Here is an 18,450-nt window from a genome sequence, read left to right as displayed (position 1 = left end):
CTTTCATCGCCCCCGCACCGCCCCGCACCATGGCCGGCACCTGCATAAACCCAATAACAACAGGTCCAACACCATGAGCACGTTCCGCCCGCGCCAGCTATTGCTGGCAACCGCTGTCGCCAGCCTTACCCTGCCCGTCGCCGCCGAAGAACACGGCTTTCTCGAAGACGCCAGCGCCAACCTCAACCTGCGCAACTTCTTCTTCAACCGCAATTACACCAACCCGACCAAAACCCAGGGTGGCGCGCAGGAGTGGACGCAGAGTTTTATCCTCGATGCCCGCTCCGGCTTCACCCAGGGCACGGTGGGTTTCGGTGTGGATGTATTGGGCATGTACTCGCAAAAGCTCGATGGCGGGCGCGGCACCGGCGGCACCCAGCTATTGCCGCTGGACCGCGACGGCCGCCCGGCGGATAACTTCGGGCGTCTTGGGGTCGCGTTCAAGACGCGAATCTCCAAGACCGAAGTCAAGGTCGGCGAATGGATGCCGGTGCTGCCGATTTTGCGCTCGGACGACGGCCGCTCCCTGCCGCAAACCCTGCGTGGCGGGCAGATCACCTCAAAGGAGATCGACGGCCTGACCCTCTATGGCGGCCAGTTCCGCGCCAACAGCCCACGCGACGACAGCAGCATGACCGACATGTCGATGGTCGGTAAAACGGCCTTCACCTCCGACCGTTTCAACTTCCAGGGCGGTGAATACGCGTTCAACGACAAACGCACCCAAGTCGGCGTGTGGAATGCCCAGCTCAAGGACATCTACAGCCAGCAATACATCAACCTGATCCATAGCCAGCCCATAGGCGACTGGACCCTGGGCGCCAACCTCGGCTTTTTCTACGGCAAGGACGACGGCAGCGCCCGGGCAGGTGACTTGGACAACAAGACCTGGTCCGGCCTGTTCTCCGCCCGTTACGGCGGCAACACCTTCTATGTCGGCCTGCAAAAACTCACCGGCAACAGTGCCTGGATGCGCGTCAACGGCACCAGCGGCGGCACCCTGGCCAACGACAGCTATAACTCCAGCTACGACAACGCCCAGGAAAAGTCCTGGCAAGTGCGCCACGACTACAACTTCGCCGCGCTGGGCATACCTGGCCTGACTTTGATGAACCGTTATATCAGCGGTAGCAACGTGCATACGGGCACCATTACTGATGGTAAGGAGTGGGGCCGCGAGAGTGAAGTGGGCTATACGGTGCAAAGCGGCACCTTCAGGAACCTCAATGTGCGCTGGCGCAACTCCACGATGCGTCGTGATTACAGCAACAACGAATTTGATGAGAACCGGTTGATCGTCAGCTACCCGATAAGTCTGCTGTAAACCAGCGTCGGACTTACTGTATGGTGCGCGCCTGCCGCTGCTGATCCGCCCAGCAGCGGCCTCTATTCGAGCGCATGCACACCATGAAATTCTTCGCCATGCTGGTCCTGGCTCTGAGCCTTTGCGGCTGCATCGGCGCACCTGTCGTCCTGACGCCGCAGACGGCGCAACGCTTGCAGGCTCAGGCGCCCATCCGCTTCTTGTTGACCTTCGATGACGGCCCCAGCGCCTCGGGTTATAACAACCCCAGCCGGTCAGTGATGGCCGATTTGCTGCACAACCCGATACTGCCGGGCATCAAGGCGGTATTTTTCCTGCAGACCGAAGCGTCCCGCTCCGGTGGCAGCCTGCGGGGTCGCAAGACCATGGAGCGCGAATACGCCGCCGGGCATGTGTTGGCCTTTCACACAGCCACGGCGTTTCACACCAACCACCGTTGGCTCAATGACGCCGAGCTGGAAAGCACCCTCACCGAGGGCGCAGCCGACATTGCGTCGATCACTGGCACTGCGCCCACGCTGGTACGCCCACCCTTCTGGAACTACGACCGCCGCACCTTCGCCGCCTACCAGCGCCACGGCATGCATGTGCTGCTGACTGACCTGAGTGCCAATGACGGAAAAATCTGGGGTTTCAATGGCAGCCCACGCCGGCGAGCGAACTTGTATCGGCAACTGTCTGTGGTGCGCGAACGCATTGCTCTGGGCGAATTGCCAACGGTGGACGGCGTGATACCCGTGGTGGTGACCTTCCACGATATCAACCGTTACACCGCGCGACACATGCAGGAGTACTTGCAAATCCTGATGGACAGCGCTCGGATCAATGGCATGAAGGTCGCAGCCGAGCCGTTCTACACCGACCACGCCACGCTGGAACGCGCAGCGCTGGCACGCACAGTCAAGGATATGAATGAAGTAGTGCATCTGCCGGGGGTGTGGAACTGGGTGTGGGATGCGGACTCGCATTAGGCGCTCTGCGACGACCGGTTATATTTGCTGCTACTTGCGCTTGCCGCTCATGGGGAACTCAAGTTCACGCCGCCAACACACATAGGGACGTCAATAAAAAAGAGAATCCCATGAACGTCACTTCGCCATCGCTTAATCAGCATTCGATTGCCCCCCCGGATACAACGCCAACAGCATCGCAAGCGCCCATTGAGATCAGTGCCCGGCGTTCCTACTACGTGGGGCGCGACAGACCGATAGATTTTCTATACCTATCCTCGCATTCCAAACTCACTCCCGATCAGCATCCGCTGGACAGTACCCAAAAAAAATACATCAACACCGACGTATTGCGACACGACAAGCACGTGAAGTTCTACCAGGAAATCGCCTACATGAGCGAAAACGGCAAGCCGATAGGCTCGTCCTCCAACGAACTTGTAATCGAGACCGGTAACCGTGCCGACAAGGTAACCATTAAAAAAGGCCCGGGTCATAGTCTGATCGCGACCATCAACAATAAGCCCTATCAACTGAACCTGCTGACGTCCCCTGACGGCAGTGAATCGCAACCCTTACGCATCAGGACCAACGGGGGCGACGATTGTGTTCTGATCGATCCTGAAGTTAAAAACGCCATTCGCATCGAGCTCGGCGCCGGCAATGATTACGCGCGTGCCGGCGCAGGAGACACCCGCCTCTATGGCGGTGCGGGAGACGATATGCTCAAGCTTGGGAGCGGCGACGGCATCGCATTCGGTAACGATGGCAATGACGTGTTGATCGCCGGCACCGGGAACGGTGTCCTCAAAGGCAACAATGGCAATGACCGTATGCAGGCAGGAAAAGGCTCGGCTGATCGTCGCCTGTTCATGGACGGCGGCGACGGTCACGACTTCATGATTGTCACGCGCAACGACACTCAAATCCCGACAGTCCTGCACGGTGGCAAAGGTGAAAACCTGATCGTCACAAATGGCCCCGCCACAATTTACACCGGGCGCGACAAAAACATCGTCAGGTCTGATAACGACAATACCGTCATCTACGCCAAACCGTCGGACGAGGTTCATCGTACCCCGGGCTCCCAGCGCGTTCACACGCAACACAGCGAGGTGGGCAAAAGTGGCTATGTGATTGAGGGCTCTGCCGAGTTCGTACAAAACGTAGAAGACGATATGGAGCTGCTAAGAATATCCCGGCAAGGCAAGAGAATGCTCGGTACTGCCGACGCCGCGGCTCAGCGGAATGATTCCCCGGTACGCATTACTGAATTGACGGAGGACAACGGCAGCTACTACTTCAGTAATGCGGCCATTCGCAACCACCTCGAAGCAGGTCACTCTATGGATACGCTGGCACCTGCGGCCCAAGGCTTCATCACACACCAACAAGCTGGCGCCGTCGCAACGGGTGCGCAGATACAATACAACCCCTCGTATTCGCTGGATGCAGACAGCGCACCCGTCAACGCCCTCTATCACGAAATGGCCCACGCCTATAATGGCGCCTCGGGAACGTTCCTCGCAGGCAGCACCGCCATACCGGAGAACCCCGACGGTGAACCCAATGATGAACGGCAAGCCGTAGGACTGTTTACCGTTGCTCAGCCATTTAATTTTGTAGGTCACCCCGCGGCCGAACCGAGTACAACAAACCCCAAGCCGTTTTCCGAAAATGGGTTTCGAGAGGAGATGCGCCGTCCGTTACGCACTACCTACACCTGAGGGGTATTGAGCGAGGGAGTGGGTTGATCAAACCGACTCCCGTGACTCGACGCCCAGCTCATCCCACACCGACTCGGCCAAGTGGAACGTCGCATTGGCTGCCGGTATCCCGCAGTAGATCGCGCTCTGCATCAGCACTTCCTTGATCTCGGCGCGTGTCACGCCGTTGCTGGCGGCGGCACGCAGGTGAAGTTTTAATTCTTCACTACGATTCATGCCGATCAACATGGCGATGGTGATCAGGCTGCGGGTATGCCGAGGCAGGCCGGGGCGGGTCCAGATATCACCCCAGGCGTGGCGGGTGATCATTTCCTGGAACTCGCTGTTGAACTCGGTCAGGGCATTGAGGCTGCGGTCGACATGGGCATCGCCCAGCACTTCGCGACGCACTTGCAGGCCATCGGCATAACGTTGTTTCTCGTCCACAAAAACTCCTTAAACATTTGATAGAAGCTCGAACACGTGTGGCGAGCAGGCTTGCCCTGCGCTGGGGCGCGAAGCGGCCCCAAAACCTGGCGATGCGGTTCATCGGGAAGAACGCGGTGGCTGTATCAGGGCCGCTTCGCCGCCCAACGCAGGGCAAGCCTGCTCGCCACAACAAGCCTGTCTGTCACAACAAGCCTGCTATACAGAACACGTCAGCTCTCCAGAACAAGCTCGCTGCCACAGGTTTAATCAGCCAACAGGAACGCCAGCACGCGGTCGCTGAACGCGGCGCCGGCCTGTACGTTGGACAGGTGCGCCGCGTAGAACTCGGCGTACTCGGCGCCCTTGATCTGATTCTGGATAAAGCGGCTGCCGGCCGGCGGCGTAACGGCATCTTCGGTGCCGGCAATCGCCAGGGTCGGCACTTGGATCGTGGACAGTTGCTCGCGCAAATCCGCATCGCGTACGGCTGCGCAGTTGGCGGCGTAACCTTGGGGCGACGTGGCGGCAAGCATGTCGGTAATCTGCTGGGCCTGGTGCGGGTTGGCGGCGGCGAAATCGGCGGTAAACCAGCGTGCAATCGACGCATCGCGCAGCGCTACCATGGCCGCCGCACCGTCACGCAAAACCATCTCGATTCGCGGGTTCCAGATCTCCGGCGTGCCGATCCTGGCGGCGGTGTTGCACACCACCAGGCGCAGCAGGCGATCACCTGCGTGGATGCCCAGCCATTGGCCGATCAGGCCGCCCATGGACAGCCCGCAAAAATGCGCACGCTGAATATCCAGCGCATCGAGCAACGCAATCACATCGCGACCCAGCTGCTCGATGCTGTACGGCCCTTCGGTGACCAGGGATTTGCCATGGCCACGGGTATCGAAACGCAGTACGCGAAAGTGCTGGGTGAAGGCCGGGATCTGGATGTCCCACATATGCAGGTCGGTGCCCAACGAGTTGGACAACACCAGCACCGGCGCGCCCTCAGGCCCGTCCAGTTGGTAATGCAATGGGCCTTCGGCCAGTTGTACAAATGCCACGGCGGTCTCCTTACGCAGTCAAAGCAAAATGGTCGGTCACCGCACGGGTAACCCAGGTTTGAGCCTGGCCCAAGTAGTGGGCCGGATCGAGCAGGCGGTCCAGTTCCACCGCCGACAACTCGGCGGTGACCTGTGCTTCGTCCGCCAGAACCGCGCGCAGATGTCGCCGTTCGGCGACGGCGCGTTTACAACATTGCTCCAATAGATGGTGAGCGGTCTCGCGGCCCAGGCGCTGGGCAAGCACGATACTCACGGCTTCGGCCAGCACCAGGCCCTGGGTCAGATCGAGGTTGTGCGCCATGCGCTCGGGGTCGACCTCCAAGCCTTGGCTCACCAGCAGCGCCTGTTTCAAGGCACCCGACACCAGCCGGCAAATCTCTGGCAGGGTTTCCCACTCGGCGTGCCACAGGCCCAGGCTGCGCTCATGCTCCTGGGGCATGGCGCTGAACATCGTCGCCACCAGCCCCGGCACGCGGGTGGCCGCGCTGATCAACACGGCGGCGCCGACGGGGTTGCGCTTGTGCGGCATGGTCGATGAGCCACCCTTGCCCGGCGCCGATGGCTCGAACACCTCCGCCGCTTCGGTCTGCATCAACAGGCTGAGGTCGCGCCCCAGCTTGCCGAGGCTGCCGGCGATCAGGCCGAGCACGCCGGCAAACTCCACCAGTCGATCACGTTGGGTGTGCCAGGGTTGCTCGGGCAGGCCCAGTTGCAGCTCAGCCGCCAAGGCCTGCGCCACCGGCATGGCGTGCTCACCGAGTGCCGCCAGGGTGCCGGACGCGCCGCCAAACTGCAGCACCAGCAAGCGCGGCTTCAGCTCGGCCAGGCGTTGGCGACTGCGCGTCACCGCGCCCAGCCAACCGGCGATTTTCATCCCCAGCGTGACCGGCGTCGCATGCTGCAACCAGGTTCGCCCGGCCAGGGGCACGTCGGCATAACGCTGGGCCTGCACAGCAAGCACCTCGCCCAATTGCGCCAGGTCCGCTTCAATCAGCGTCAACGCCTGGCGCAGTTGCAACACCAGCCCGGTGTCCATCACATCCTGGCTGGTCGCGCCCAGGTGCACGTAACGCTCGGCGCCGGCATCTTCAGCGGCAATCAATTTGCCCAAGGCCTTCACCAGTGGAATCGCCGAGTTCCCCGCCGAGGCAATCGCCTCACCGAGGGCGTCCACATCGTAAAGCGAAGCCAGGCACGCCTGGGCAATCGGTGCGACGGCGGCTTGCGGAATCAGCCCGACCCGGGCCTCGGCCCGGGCCAGCGCCGCTTCGAAATCCAGCATGCCCTGCAAACGTCCCTGGTCGCAGAACACCTCGGCCATGCTGTCAGCGGTGAAGTAAGCGTCGAACAGTTGATTGCTCGTGCGCAGTGTCATAACTCATCCCTAGAGGTCGTGATGTAGATAAGCCGCCTGTTTGGGCAGACGCAGGCTGAACAGGAAAGCGACCGCCATCATCGCGGTGACGTACCAGTAAAAGGTATTTTCCATGCCAATGGATTTCAGGCTCAACGCAACGACTTCGGCCGAACCACCAAAAATCGCATTCGCCACCGCATACGCCAGGCCCACACCCAGTGCGCGCACCTGCGGCGGGAACATCTCCGCTTTGACCAGGCCGCTGATCGAGGTGTAGAAGCTGACGATCGCCAAAGCCAGGGTGATCAACACAAAGGCCAGGAACGGACTGGTGACGGTTTTCAGGGTCAGCAGGATCGGCACGGTGAACAGCGTGCCCAGGCCTGCGAACCAGAGCATCGAATTACGTCGACCGATCTTGTCCGCCAACATGCCGAACAGCGGCTGCATGCACATGTACAGGAACAGCGCGCCGGTCATGATGTAGCTCGACGTCTTGGCGTGCATGCCCACGGTGTTCACCAGGTATTTCTGCATGTACGTGGTAAAGGTGTAGAAAATCAACGAGCCACCGGCGGTGTAGCCCAGCACGGTAATGAAGGCTTTGCCGTGGTCGCGGAACAGCGCGACGATGCTGCCGGCGTCTTTGTCTTCACGCATTTCCTTGCTGGTGGTTTCTTTCAAGGTGCGACGCAGCAGCAGGGAGATCACCGCAGCAATGGCACCGATCACGAACGGAATACGCCAGCCCCAGGCGCGCAGTTCTTCTTCACTCAGGATCTGTTGCAGGATCACCACCACCAGCACCGCCAGCAATTGGCCGCCGATCAGGGTCACGTATTGGAATGAGGCAAAAAAGCCGCGCTGGCCCTTGAGTGCCACTTCACTCATGTAGGTCGCCGTGGTGCCGTATTCGCCACCCACCGACAGGCCCTGGAACAGGCGCGCCACCAGCAGCAAGGCCGGCGCCCAGGCGCCGATATCTTTGTAGGTGGGCAAAAAGGCGATGACCAGCGAACCGGCGCACATCATCAGCACCGAGATCATCATCGAATTTTTGCGCCCGTGCTTGTCGGCCACTCGGCCAAACAGCCAGCCACCGATGGGTCGCATCAGGAATCCGGCAGCAAACACCCCAGCGGTGTTGAGCAACTGGACCGTGGGATCGTCCGAGGGGAAAAACGCCGGGGCAAAATAAATCGCGCAGAAGGCATAGACGTAGAAGTCGAACCATTCGACCAGGTTGCCGGAGGAGGCCCCGACAATCGCAAAAATCCGTTTGCTGCGTTCTTCTCCGGTGTAGTGACTCGTTTTTGTTGTCATGTTTTTTTACTCAGTGGGAACGGTTATAGCCTAGACATACTTTGCAACAACCATGTTCCGCAAGCAGACTTTTGCATAGGTGCGGCCTTGAGGGCGCCATCGCAGGCAAGCCAGCTCCCACCTTTGAACCTGTTCACCGTTCAAAATGTGGGAGCCGGGCTTGCCCGCGATGGCGCCCGCCAGCTCAACTCAATAATCGAAGAACACCGTCTCCTTGTCTGTGCCCTGCAAAATCACATTCCACTGATGCACACCCTGCGCATCCGGCTTGGCAATCAACGTGCCGCGACGCTCAGCAGGCACACACGCCAGCAACGGGTCATCGCCATTCAACGCTTCGCCATCGAAATAGATCCGCGTCAGCAGGTGCTTGACCAAACCACGGGCAAACACCAGCACCACCAGATGCGGCGCCTGGGTCGTGCCTTGCAGGCCCGGCACACTGCCCGGCTTGATGGTGGTAAACCGAAAGCGGCCTTCGGCATCCACCGGCACCCGGCCAAACCCTTCAAAGGTGGGATCGACGGCCTTGGCCTGCTCGTCTTCGGGGTGGTCGTACTTGCCGGCGGCATTGGCTTGCCAGACTTCCAGCATGGCGTCGTTGACGACATCACCGTTGCCGTCCACCACCTGCCCGCTGATTGCCACGCGCTCGCCCAAGGTGGCCGGCACGGTCAGGTCTTCGCGGTTCAGCCAGGTCAGGCCGATGTGGTAATACGGCCCGACGGTGTGGGACGTGGTCGCATTGAGGGTCATCTCATTTCTCCATCGGCGTGGCGTCGCGGCCACGCAAAACGATGTCCCAGCGATAGCCGAGGGCATAGGACGGAATGGTTTTTTCCAGATCAAAACGCGCGATCAGACGCTGCTTGGCGCTGGTGTCCGGTACACAGTTGTAGATCGGGTCGTATTCCAGCAGCGGGTCACCGGGGAAATACATCTGCGTGACCAGTCGCGTCAGTACGCTGGGGCCAAACAGCGAGAAGTGGATATGCGCCGGGCGCCACGCGTTGTGGTGGTTGCCCCACGGGTAGGCGCCGGGCTTGATGGTCTGGAACTGATACCAGCCGTCGGCGTCGGTGACGGTGCGGCCGGTGCCGGTAAAGTTCGGGTCCAGCGGCGCGTCGTGCAGGTCGCGCTTGTGGTTGTAGCGACCGGCGGCGTTGGCCTGCCAGATCTCCACCAGAATGCCCGGCACCGGCAGGCCGTTTTCATCCAGCACTCGGCCGTGGATGATGATGCGTTCGCCCTGGGGCTCGCCTTCGTGCTGGGCGGTGAGGTCGTTGTCCTTCTCGTTGATCCGCTCGGCGCCGATGGTCGGGCCGGTGATTTCCGACAAGGAGTGCGGCAGAAACACCAATGGCTGGGACGGCGAACGCAGGTTCGTCGACTGGTAGGCCGGGTGCAGGTAATCAGGTTGGGTGCCCGCTTGCGGGCGCCGGTAACCGGGCTTGTCACTCATGGAGCAATCCTCTCTTATCAGATGCGTTCAATCGCCAGGGCCAAGCCTTGGCCGACGCCCACACACATGGTCGCCAGGCCTTTGCGGCCGCCGGTTTTCTCCAACTGATGCAGTGCCGTCAGCACCAACCGCGCGCCGCTCATGCCCAACGGGTGGCCAAGGGCGATGGCGCCGCCGTTCGGGTTGACCTGCGCGGCATCGTCGGCGATCCCCAGTTCACGCAGCACCGCCAGGCCTTGGCTGGCGAAGGCTTCGTTGAGTTCGATCACGTCAAAGTCGGTGACCGCCAAACCAAGGCGCTCCACCAGTTTGCGCACCGCCGGCACCGGGCCGATGCCCATCACCCGCGGCGCAACGCCGGCGCTGGCCATGCCCAATACGCGAGCGCGGGCGGTGAGGCCGTGCTTTTTGACCGCTTCGGCAGACGCCAGAATCAGCGCCGCCGCACCGTCATTCACGCCCGACGCATTGCCGGCGGTGACGGTTTTATCCGGGCCATTGACCGGCTTGAGTTTGGCCAGGGCCTCCAGGGTGGTGTCGCGTGGATGCTCGTCGTGCTCCACCACGGTTTCGCCTTTTTTATGGGCGACGCGCACCGGCACGATTTCTTCAGCAAAGAACCCGGCGGCTTGCGCGGCGGCGGTGCGTTGCTGGCTGCGCAGGGCGAAGGCGTCCTGATCGGCGCGGGACACGTTGTAGTCGTCGGCGACGTTATCGGCCGTTTGCGGCATCGCATCCACGCCGTATTGGGCCTTCATCAACGGGTTGATAAAACGCCAGCCGATGGTGGTGTCTTCCAGTTTCATGTTGCGCGAAAACGCCGCGTCAGCCTTGCCCATCACGAACGGCGCACGGGACATCGACTCGACGCCACCGGCAATCGCCAGCTCCATTTCGCCGCTGGCGATGGCGCGGAAGGCCGTGCCGATCGCGTCCATGCCCGAGGCGCACAGGCGGTTGAGGGTCACGCCCGGAATGCTTTGCGGCAAGCCCGCCAACAGCAACGCCATACGCGCGACGTTGCGGTTGTCTTCACCGGCCTGGTTGGCGCAGCCGAGGAATACTTCGTCGACCGCGCTCCAGTCCACCGACGGGTTGCGCTCGATCAGTGCCTTGATTGGCAAGGCTGCCAAGTCATCGGCGCGCACCGTGGACAAGCCACCGCCGAAACGGCCGATGGGCGTGCGGATGGCATCACAGATAAAGACGTCACGCATCAGGCTTCTCCCGGTGCTTGGCCGTGGGCGGCGGCAGTGCGCGCTTCGAGATCACGCAGCGCGGTCAGCTCCACCTCGGTCGGCTCGGCGGTGGTGCTTACGTGGTCGGCAAAACGAATTGCCCAACCGGTGGCTGCCACCACTTGTTCACGGGTGACGCCAGGGTGCAGCGCGGTGACCACAAACTCATGGCTGCCCTCCTCCGGTTCCATGATGCACAGGTCGGTAATAATCCCTACAGGGCCGGCGCCAGGCAGGCCCAGGCGCTTGCGTGAGTCACCGCCTTCGCCGTGGCCGACCGAGGTGATGAAGTCCAGTTTGTCGACAAACGAGCGCGCCGACTGCTTGAGGATGATCAACACGCTCTTGGCGGAACCGGCAATCTCCGGCGCGCCACCGGCACCCGGCAGGCGCACTTTGGGTTGGTGATAATCGCCCACCACGGTGGTGTTGATGTTGCCGAAGCGGTCGACCTGGGCGGCGCCGAGAAAGCCGACGTCGATGCGCCCGCCTTGCAGCCAGTAGCGAAAAATCTCACCGGTCGGTACTACCGTGTCGGCGGTTTCTGCCAGTTCGCCGTCACCGATCGACAGCGGCAATACGCTTGGCTTGGCGCCAATCGGGCCGGATTCGTAGATCAGCACCACGTCCGGCGACGAGGTCAGGCGTGCCAGGTTGGCGGCCTTGGAAGGCAAGCCGATACCGACAAAGCACACCGAGCCGTTCTTGAGGCGGCGCGCGGCGGCGACGGTCATCATTTCATTGGTCGAGTAAGCCATTACTTGGCCTCCTGCGCGTGGGCCAGCTTGGCCTGGAATTCACTGAAGTCAGCGGTGCCGTGGATATATTCGTCGATCCACGCGGTAAAGGTCCCACGGTCGCGGGCGATGGGGTCCCACGCCTGATAGAAGCGGTTGTCGCGCTCGTTGTAGCCATGGGCGTAGGACGGGTGCGCACCACCGGGTACATGGCACACCGCAGTCAAGGCCCAGGTCGGCAGCACGCAGCTGTTCATCGGTGCATTCAGGTCATCGACGATTTCTTCGACGGTGACGATGCAACGCTTGGCCGCCAGGGCCGCTTCCTTCTGCACACCGAGAATGCCCCAGAGCAGCACATTGCCCTTGCGGTCGGCCTTTTGTGCGTGGATCACGGTGATGTCCGGACGCACCGACGGCACGGCCGCCAGCACTTCGCCAGTGAATGGGCAGGTCACGGTTTTGATCAGCGGGTTGACCTTGGGCAGGTCGGAGCCGGCATAGGCGCGCAGCACCGCAAACGGCAGGCCCGAGGCTCCGGCAACGTAGGCATTGGCCAGGTCGGCGTGGCTGTGTTCTTCGATCTCCAGCGGCTGCGGCCATTGCTTTTCAACGGCATCGCGCAGGCGATGCAGGGAACCCACGCCCGGGTTGCCGCCCCAGGAGAAAATCAACTTGCGCGCGCAGCCGGCACCGATCAACTGGTCGTAGATCAGGTCAGGCGTCATGCGCACCAGCGTCAGGTCTTTCTTGCCCTGACGAATGATTTCATGACCCGCTGCCGTAGGGATCAGATGAGTGAAGCCTTCGAGGGCGACGGTATCGCCGTCGTTCACGAAGCGCTTGACCGCATCACGCAGGGTGAGAATTTCAGCCATGGGGTTGGGCTCCCGGTGTTGATCGAAAAAGGCGCTGAGGTGGCGCCGAAGTGCTTGAAGATTAAGCCGGGCAAATGGACCAAACAATCCGATAATCGACTCAGCGTTCGATTATCGAACGGATTGTTGTCTAGCTAATCGTTTACGAAAACTCGCTCAGTCTGAGGGCCTGGCTTATGTGGGAGCTGGCTTATGTGGGAGCTGGCTTGCCTGCGATTGCATCACCACGGTTTACCTGACAGACCGAGGTGTCTGCATCGCAGGCAAGCCAGCTCCCACCCAAGCCAGCTCCCACGCAATTTAGCGCCCACTTGAATCGCGCGGGGATCAGGTAGCATCCGCATGGCTGACCATGCCCTTGATCACCACGGCAGCCGTGGCCAACGCCGCCGGAATCACCAGCGCCGTCAGCACTTGTTCGAAGTTCCAGCCCAGGCCCAGCAAGGTGGCGCCCATCCACGCGCCGAGGATCGCGCCGAAGCGACCGATGCCGAGCATCCACGACACGCCGGTCGCGCGGCCCTGGGTCGGGTAGAAGCGCGCGGCCAGGGATGGCATGGCCGATTGCGCGCCGTTGACGCACATGCCGGCGATCAACACCAAGGTCGCCAGTACGGTGATATTGCCCAGGCTCTGCCCCACTGCGTAGGCAAACACCCCGGCCAACAGGTAGAAAGTGCCGATGACCTTGTGGGGATTGAAGCGGTCCATTGCCCAGCCCACGCCGACCGCGCTCAGCACGCCGCCGAACTGGAACAACGCGCCGATAAAGGCTGCCTGTTCCATACTGGCGCCGCTGTCGCGCATCAGGGTCGGCAGCCAACTGGTCAGCAGGTAAACAATCACCAGGCCCATAAAGTAGGTGAGCCACAGCAGCAGGGTGCCGGCGCTGTAGGTGCCGGAGAAGATCACCGCGAACACGTTGCGCGCCTTGACGGTTTTTTGCTCGGGCACGCTGAAGCTGGTCGCCTGGGCAACAATCGTGGGTTCGATGGGGGACAACGTCTTGCGCACCTTGTCGGTGCCGCGGTTGCGCACCACCAGGTAACGCGCCGATTCCGGCAGCCATACCAATAGCACCACCGCCAAAATCAACGGCAGAATGCCGCCGATCAGCAGCAGGCTATGCCAGCCAAACGCCGGGATCAGCTTGGCCGAGATAAATCCGCCGCCGGCCATGCCCAGGTTGAAACCGCAGAACATGCTGGTCACCAGCAACGATTTGTGGCGCTCGGGGGTGTATTCGGACAGCAGCGTCGTGGCGTTCGGCATCCCTGCGCCCAGGCCCAGCCCGGTCAGGAAGCGCAACACCAGCAGTTGGTCGACGTTGCTGCTGTAGGCCGAGGCCAGGCTGAATGCGCCAAACACCAACACCGCACTCACCAGCACCACTTTGCGGCCAAAACGGTCCGCCAGCGGGCCGGAACCGAGCGCACCAAACACCATGCCGATCAACGCGGCACTCATTACCGGGCCAAGGCTGGCGCGGTCGATGCCCCAGTCCTGGGACAGCGCAGGCGCAATAAAGCCCATGGCAGCGGTGTCGAGGCCATCGAGGAAGACAATCAGGAAACACAGGATTACCACACGCCACTGGTAACGCGAGAGTGGCTGGGCGTTGATAAAGGACTGCACGTCCAGGGTGGTACCGACAGAAGGCTGATTCATTATTTTTATTCCACACCGATGGCGGGCCAACGACCTGGGGTCGTCATTATTATTGGGCGGCTCTTCAGAGCGCTGCCGCACAGTAATAAGTCGGGGGAAACAGCGTCAATTGATCAAGCCGGGATCTGTGCGGTCACCGAACACTTAGGCAAACAGTTGCGCACTCAACTCGCGGCTGGCGCTGAGCATGCTTGGCAAAAACCGCTGCTCCAGCTCGCTGCGGCTGACACGCCCGGCGTGGGTGCTGACATTGAGCGCGGCCAACACCTGGCCGGAAGCGTCGTACACCGGCACGGCGATGGAGCGTAAGCCCTGCTCCAGCTCCTGATCGACGATGCACCAGCCTTGTTGACGCACTTGTTGCAGGCATTCGAACAAGGCTTCGGGCGTGGTCAGGGTGCGGCTGGTCTTGGTTTGCAGGTCGGCGTGGTCGAGATAGTCCTTGAGCGAGGCATCGTCCAGCGCCGCCAGGAGGATGCGCCCCATCGATGTGCAATACGCCGGCAAACGCCCGCCCACCGACAGGTCCACCGAGATCAGGCGCTGGGTGGTGGCCGAGCGGGCGATATAAAGGATGTCGTCGCCTTCCAGGGTCGCCATGTTGCAAGCCTCGTGCAATTGCTCGCTCATACGGTCCAGGTAAGGCTGGGCCGATACGGCCAATGGCGTGGAGGACAAATACGCATGCCCCAGGGTCAAGACTTTGGGCAGCAGCGAATAGGTGCGCCCATCGGTGGTGGCATAACCGAGCTTGATCAAGGTGTGCAGGCAACGGCGCACGGCGGCACGCGGGATTTCGGTGCGATGACTGATCTGGGCGATGGTCAGGTGGCGTTTGCGCTCCTGAAACGCTTGCACCACTGCCAGGCCGCGCGCCAGGGAGGTCATGAAGTCCGGATCACCGGTAAACGCCTGAATACGCTTGGCCGGTGAAGCCACGATCGGCGGCGCCACTGATGCGAAGGAGTTGCGCAATTGATCGTTCATTTCCAGGGTCCTTTCTCTTGTTTTCAACCGCAGGGAGGGTTGGCCGCCATTACAAGCCGCGCCGGCCGGGATGCACAAGGTTGCGCCCGCAACATCGGGCGATTATCGGACAGCCATGCGATTATCGCAATTTTGCCGATGGAACCCGACAGCCGGGTAGACCACTACAGTCATGCGCAAAACGCGCAAATGACTCACACCGTCATGTAACAAAAGTCTCACACGAAGTTGACGCTTTTTAACTTAATGCTGATAGTTTTATCCAAATGCGCCGCTATAATGCAGCTTGTGCAGAGGTCAGCCCGATTTCATTATCATCGGGAGTGGAGCTCACGAGGCGATGCGCGTTACAGGCATCATCGGTCACACATACCTGTTTATAAGATCTGCCCTTTGGCCCTTTTTCAAACTTGAATGGTTCTACTGTTCAATTTTGAACAACCCGAGGACGACTTTCAGGCATGACGCTGCACCGTCAATACACTCAACTTAATTAGGTAACACTGTGACGAAAGACGAACTGCGCGCGGAACTTGAGCGCCAGGAACAACGTTACAAGGACGTTTACGGCGGGGAAGTCACCACCTACGCCGCGCAACCTGAACCCGAGCGCAAACCCTGGCGCAAACGGGCCAGTTTGCTGGATCAGGCATTTGCCCAGGAAATTCAAAAGATTGAACAGGAACTCAAGACCGAAGAGCCATAAGCCCTTCGCTCAGAGTTTCCAGGGTCTTGCTGTCTCTGCCGGCCCAGCGCCGGCGGAAGGCACCGTGCATTGGCTCACCATTGGTCAGCGTCCTGCTGCCGCCAACGAAATTTCATACAAATGTTTCAGACATGACGTTTGCATGACAAATCCGTGTCTTTTCGGCCCCGCACTTTATAAATCAAAGACTTGCCAAAGCCCCGAAAACCCTGGGATGCGCCGCTTTGCCCGGTGTTTTTTCAGTGAAGATTGTTACCGATGAGCAGCTAATGCATCGATTACTGAGGTTTTCTGGCATAATCGCGCCCCCTTACGACCGGGTCAGAAAACCTTCATGATCGATTTATTCAGCGGACTGGATGCTTGGGTTCTAGTGAGCCTGTTGCTCGCCCTGGCCTTTGTCCTCGCCTTCGAGTTCATCAATGGCTTTCATGACACCGCTAACGCGGTGGCCACAGTCATCTACACCAAAGCCATGCCGCCGCACCTGGCCGTGTTCTTCTCCGGGGTGTTCAACTTCCTCGGCGTGTTGCTCGGTGGTGTCGGCGTCGCCTACGCCATCGTGCACTTGCTGCCGGTGGAGTTGTTGATCAATGTGAACACCGGCCATGGCCTGGCAATGGTCTTCTCTTTATTGGCAGCGGCGATCACCTGGAACCTGGGCACCTGGTACTTCGGTATCCCGGCCTCCAGCTCCCATACCTTGATCGGCTCGATCCTTGGTGTCGGCCTGGCCAATGCCCTGATCAACGACATCCCATTGGCTGACGGTGTGAACTGGCAGAAAGCCATCGATATCGGTGCTTCCCTGGTGTTCTCGCCGATGGCCGGCTTCCTGGTCGCAGCTCTGGTGCTGATCGGCCTGAAATGGTGGCGCCCACTGTCGAAAATGCACAAGACCCCGGACCAGCGCCGCAAACTTGACGACAAGAAGCACCCACCGTTCTGGAACCGTCTGGTACTGGTGATCTCGGCCATGGCCGTGAGCTTCGTACACGGCTCCAATGATGGCCAGAAAGGCATCGGCCTGATCATGCTGGTGCTCATCGGTATCGTACCGGCGCAGTTCGTACTCGACCTGGGAAGCACCACTTACCAGATTGAACGTACTCGCGATGCCACCGTGCATTTGAGCCAGTTTTACGAGCGCAATAACGCCACGCTCGGCGAGTTCCTGGCACTGGGCAAAAGCGTGAAGGACGACCTGCCGGGCAAGTTTCGGTGCAACCCGCAGCAGACCGAGCCGACTATCAATGCATTGATGGAAACCCTGAAAGGCGTTTCCGACTACCACTCGCTGACTGCCGAGCACCGCATTGAAGTGCGCCGCTACTTGCTGTGCCTGGACGACACCGCGAAGAAAGTCGGCAAGCTGCCGGGCCTGGATGCGCGTGAGAAGTCCGACCTGGACAAGCTGCGCAAAGACTTGACCGCCACCACCGAGTACGCCCCGTTCTGGGTGATCCTCGCCGTCGCACTGGCCCTGGGCCTGGGTACCATGGTGGGCTGGAAGCGTGTGGTACTGACCATCGGTGAGAAGATCGGCAAGCAGGGCATGACCTATGCCCAAGGCATGTCGGCACAGATCACCACGGCGAGCATGATTGGCCTGGCCAACATTTTCAGCCTGCCGGTTTCCACCACTCACGTACTGTCTTCAGGCGTGGCCGGCACCATGGTTGCCAATAAGAGCGGCCTGCAAGGCGGCACGGTGAAGACCATCCTGATGGCTTGGGTGTTGACCTTGCCGGCAACCGTGGGCCTGTCGGCCGGGTTGTTCTGGCTGGCCTCCAAGGCGCTGGGCAGTTGATAGCCAACCGTTGAAAAAGAAGGTGCGACCTCGATGAGGATCGCACCTTTTTTTATGCAACTACAGGTGCGGGACGCAGAGCGTCCTCGGCGGCATTCCCACGCGGAGCGTGGGAACGATCACATTAAATAGCAGGCAAAAAAAAGGGCGACCGAAGTCGCCCAAAATGCCTTGCGTGCTCATGTAACCCAGAAGAACTTACGGTTCTTTACGCTTATTAGCGTCCTTCCAGATAAAAATCCCAAACCCTACAAAAAACAGCACCATGAGGCTGACAGTCAGCACCCCGGCAAACACCACATTATCGAAAAACATGACCGGCCTCCTGCTCATGCCCTGTTGCGATAGGGCTAAGTTAATGGAGAAGGCGGAGTGGAAAATTGACCGGGATCAATGTCGCCCGCAACGGGGCTTAAAGAAGGGTAATAACTGACCTGCATCAACAAATGCAGGCTGTTTCAACGCTTTTTCGGCTTGTTCTTGGGTTTTTTCTTAACTTTGCCAAGCGGCATCGCCTGCTCAAATGCCTGGCGAACTTCATTCAGGCGCTTGTCATTCAAGTCATGCACACGTTTGGCACGTTCGGCATTCAGGTCGATCAGTTTGTCGTCTTCACTCATGGCTGGGCTTACGTCGTGGCGGGAATGGGTCAATAAATGTCTCTTTTACACATCTCCCAGCCCACCAGACGACGAGATTAATATCGTATGCCCTCTTCTGCTTTAAAAAAAAAAGATACAACATCCACCTCATATCATACCTACCTTCCCTATGCTCTCTGCCATCCAACTACATCGATCATACTATTCTGGAGATCGAT

Annotated in this window: 19 protein-coding genes; 6 read left to right on the top strand and 13 right to left on the bottom strand. The window is 60.2% G+C overall.

Annotated elements, in window-relative coordinates:
- Positions 1-73: 73 nt before the first annotated feature.
- From GIW28_RS28875 to GIW28_RS28865, 3 genes are all read left to right on the top strand, one after another.
- The gene (locus GIW28_RS28875; RefSeq protein WP_236448105.1) at positions 74-1,324 is read left to right on the top strand and encodes an OprD family porin; all 1,251 of its coding nucleotides are present in this window, start codon (positions 74-76) and stop codon (positions 1,322-1,324) included.
- Between the two features lie 83 nt (positions 1,325-1,407).
- Positions 1,408-2,295, top strand: coding sequence for a polysaccharide deacetylase family protein (locus GIW28_RS28870; RefSeq protein ID WP_017137240.1), 888 nt, complete (start codon positions 1,408-1,410; stop codon positions 2,293-2,295).
- A gap of 110 nt (positions 2,296-2,405) precedes the next feature.
- Positions 2,406-4,001, top strand: a complete 1,596-nt coding sequence (locus tag GIW28_RS28865; RefSeq protein WP_236448104.1) for a M91 family zinc metallopeptidase — start codon at positions 2,406-2,408, stop codon at positions 3,999-4,001.
- A gap of 27 nt (positions 4,002-4,028) precedes the next feature.
- Here GIW28_RS28865 and pcaC read toward each other — a convergent pair whose 3' ends face one another.
- The 11 genes from pcaC to pcaR all read right to left on the bottom strand — a co-directional run bounded on the left by pcaC (position 4,029) and on the right by pcaR (position 15,114).
- The gene (pcaC, locus tag GIW28_RS28860; protein ID WP_017137238.1) at positions 4,029-4,427 is read right to left on the bottom strand and encodes a 4-carboxymuconolactone decarboxylase; all 399 of its coding nucleotides are present in this window, start codon (positions 4,425-4,427) and stop codon (positions 4,029-4,031) included.
- Between the two features lie 245 nt (positions 4,428-4,672).
- Entirely contained in the window at positions 4,673-5,464 is a 792-nt protein-coding gene (gene pcaD / locus GIW28_RS28855; protein WP_017137237.1) for a 3-oxoadipate enol-lactonase, read from the bottom strand.
- A 10-nt stretch (positions 5,465-5,474) separates the two neighbouring features.
- On the bottom strand, positions 5,475-6,839 hold the full coding sequence (locus GIW28_RS28850; RefSeq protein WP_169985440.1) for a 3-carboxy-cis,cis-muconate cycloisomerase: 1,365 nt from the start codon (positions 6,837-6,839) through the stop codon (positions 5,475-5,477).
- Between the two features lie 9 nt (positions 6,840-6,848).
- Entirely contained in the window at positions 6,849-8,144 is a 1,296-nt protein-coding gene (locus GIW28_RS28845; protein ID WP_017137235.1) for an MFS family transporter, read from the bottom strand.
- Positions 8,145-8,333: 189 nt separating this feature from the next.
- On the bottom strand, positions 8,334-8,900 hold the full coding sequence (pcaG, locus tag GIW28_RS28840; RefSeq protein WP_236446404.1) for a protocatechuate 3,4-dioxygenase subunit alpha: 567 nt from the start codon (positions 8,898-8,900) through the stop codon (positions 8,334-8,336).
- Position 8,901: 1 nt separating this feature from the next.
- Positions 8,902-9,606 (bottom strand): protocatechuate 3,4-dioxygenase subunit beta, encoded by a 705-nt coding sequence (gene pcaH, locus GIW28_RS28835; RefSeq protein WP_017137233.1) that lies wholly within the window; start codon positions 9,604-9,606, stop codon positions 8,902-8,904.
- Positions 9,607-9,623: 17 nt separating this feature from the next.
- Positions 9,624-10,826, bottom strand: coding sequence for a 3-oxoadipyl-CoA thiolase (gene pcaF, locus GIW28_RS28830; RefSeq protein ID WP_169985849.1), 1,203 nt, complete (start codon positions 10,824-10,826; stop codon positions 9,624-9,626).
- The gene (locus GIW28_RS28825; protein WP_017137231.1) at positions 10,823-11,602 is read right to left on the bottom strand and encodes a CoA-transferase subunit beta; all 780 of its coding nucleotides are present in this window, start codon (positions 11,600-11,602) and stop codon (positions 10,823-10,825) included. Before GIW28_RS28825 ends, pcaF begins: the two co-directional genes overlap by 4 nt.
- A complete protein-coding gene (locus GIW28_RS28820; protein ID WP_017137230.1) occupies positions 11,602-12,459 on the bottom strand; it encodes a CoA transferase subunit A in 858 nt (285 codons plus the stop codon). Before GIW28_RS28820 ends, GIW28_RS28825 begins: the two co-directional genes overlap by 1 nt.
- A gap of 327 nt (positions 12,460-12,786) precedes the next feature.
- The gene (locus tag GIW28_RS28815; protein WP_236446405.1) at positions 12,787-14,127 is read right to left on the bottom strand and encodes an MFS transporter; all 1,341 of its coding nucleotides are present in this window, start codon (positions 14,125-14,127) and stop codon (positions 12,787-12,789) included.
- A 144-nt stretch (positions 14,128-14,271) separates the two neighbouring features.
- Positions 14,272-15,114, bottom strand: coding sequence for a pca regulon transcriptional regulator PcaR (gene pcaR, locus GIW28_RS28810; protein ID WP_017137228.1), 843 nt, complete (start codon positions 15,112-15,114; stop codon positions 14,272-14,274).
- On the opposite strand from pcaR, the gene GIW28_RS28805 reads away from it, so the two are divergent.
- From GIW28_RS28805 to GIW28_RS28795, 3 genes are all read left to right on the top strand, one after another.
- Positions 15,103-15,324 (top strand): hypothetical protein, encoded by a 222-nt coding sequence (locus GIW28_RS28805; RefSeq protein ID WP_138452464.1) that lies wholly within the window; start codon positions 15,103-15,105, stop codon positions 15,322-15,324. The two genes, pcaR and GIW28_RS28805, sit on opposite strands and share 12 nt — an antisense overlap.
- 295 nt (positions 15,325-15,619) lie before the next feature.
- Positions 15,620-15,820 carry a hypothetical protein gene (locus GIW28_RS28800; RefSeq protein WP_003189295.1) on the top strand — a complete coding sequence of 67 codons (201 nt, stop codon included), beginning with the start codon at positions 15,620-15,622 and terminating at the stop codon, positions 15,818-15,820.
- A gap of 334 nt (positions 15,821-16,154) precedes the next feature.
- On the top strand, positions 16,155-17,630 hold the full coding sequence (locus GIW28_RS28795; RefSeq protein ID WP_017137227.1) for an inorganic phosphate transporter: 1,476 nt from the start codon (positions 16,155-16,157) through the stop codon (positions 17,628-17,630).
- A gap of 198 nt (positions 17,631-17,828) precedes the next feature.
- Here the strand turns inward: GIW28_RS28795 and ccoM are convergent, their stop codons facing one another.
- Positions 17,829-17,945: a cytochrome c oxidase subunit CcoM gene (gene ccoM, locus GIW28_RS30685; protein WP_017137226.1), complete on the bottom strand. Its 117-nt coding sequence runs from the start codon at positions 17,943-17,945 to the stop codon at positions 17,829-17,831.
- A gap of 143 nt (positions 17,946-18,088) precedes the next feature.
- On the bottom strand, positions 18,089-18,283 hold the full coding sequence (locus GIW28_RS28790) for a hypothetical protein (protein WP_236490462.1): 195 nt from the start codon (positions 18,281-18,283) through the stop codon (positions 18,089-18,091).
- Positions 18,284-18,450 lie beyond the last annotated feature (167 nt).

The organism is Pseudomonas sp. PA-5-4B (genome assembly GCF_021606215.1).
Classification (GTDB): Bacteria; Pseudomonadota; Gammaproteobacteria; order Pseudomonadales; family Pseudomonadaceae; genus Aquipseudomonas; species Aquipseudomonas edaphica.
Note: the sequence above shows the minus strand (reverse complement) of the source record. Positions and strands in the feature narration are given on the sequence as shown.

Coding starts and splice junctions, on each gene's coding strand:
- GIW28_RS28875 (WP_236448105.1), top strand. CDS start 74: ATGAGCACGTTCCGCCCGCGCCAGCTATTGCTGGCAACCGCTGTCGCC.
- GIW28_RS28870 (WP_017137240.1), top strand. CDS start 1,408: ATGAAATTCTTCGCCATGCTGGTCCTGGCTCTGAGCCTTTGCGGCTGC.
- GIW28_RS28865 (WP_236448104.1), top strand. CDS start 2,406: ATGAACGTCACTTCGCCATCGCTTAATCAGCATTCGATTGCCCCCCCG.
- GIW28_RS28850 (WP_169985440.1), bottom strand. CDS start 6,839: ATGACACTGCGCACGAGCAATCAACTGTTCGACGCTTACTTCACCGCT.
- GIW28_RS28845 (WP_017137235.1), bottom strand. CDS start 8,144: ATGACAACAAAAACGAGTCACTACACCGGAGAAGAACGCAGCAAACGG.
- pcaG (WP_236446404.1), bottom strand. CDS start 8,900: ATGACCCTCAATGCGACCACGTCCCACACCGTCGGGCCGTATTACCAC.
- pcaH (WP_017137233.1), bottom strand. CDS start 9,606: ATGAGTGACAAGCCCGGTTACCGGCGCCCGCAAGCGGGCACCCAACCT.
- GIW28_RS28825 (WP_017137231.1), bottom strand. CDS start 11,602: ATGGCTTACTCGACCAATGAAATGATGACCGTCGCCGCCGCGCGCCGC.
- GIW28_RS28820 (WP_017137230.1), bottom strand. CDS start 12,459: ATGGCTGAAATTCTCACCCTGCGTGATGCGGTCAAGCGCTTCGTGAAC.
- GIW28_RS28815 (WP_236446405.1), bottom strand. CDS start 14,127: ATGAATCAGCCTTCTGTCGGTACCACCCTGGACGTGCAGTCCTTTATC.
- pcaR (WP_017137228.1), bottom strand. CDS start 15,114: ATGAACGATCAATTGCGCAACTCCTTCGCATCAGTGGCGCCGCCGATC.
- GIW28_RS28795 (WP_017137227.1), top strand. CDS start 16,155: ATGATCGATTTATTCAGCGGACTGGATGCTTGGGTTCTAGTGAGCCTG.
- ccoM (WP_017137226.1), bottom strand. CDS start 17,945: ATGTTTTTCGATAATGTGGTGTTTGCCGGGGTGCTGACTGTCAGCCTC.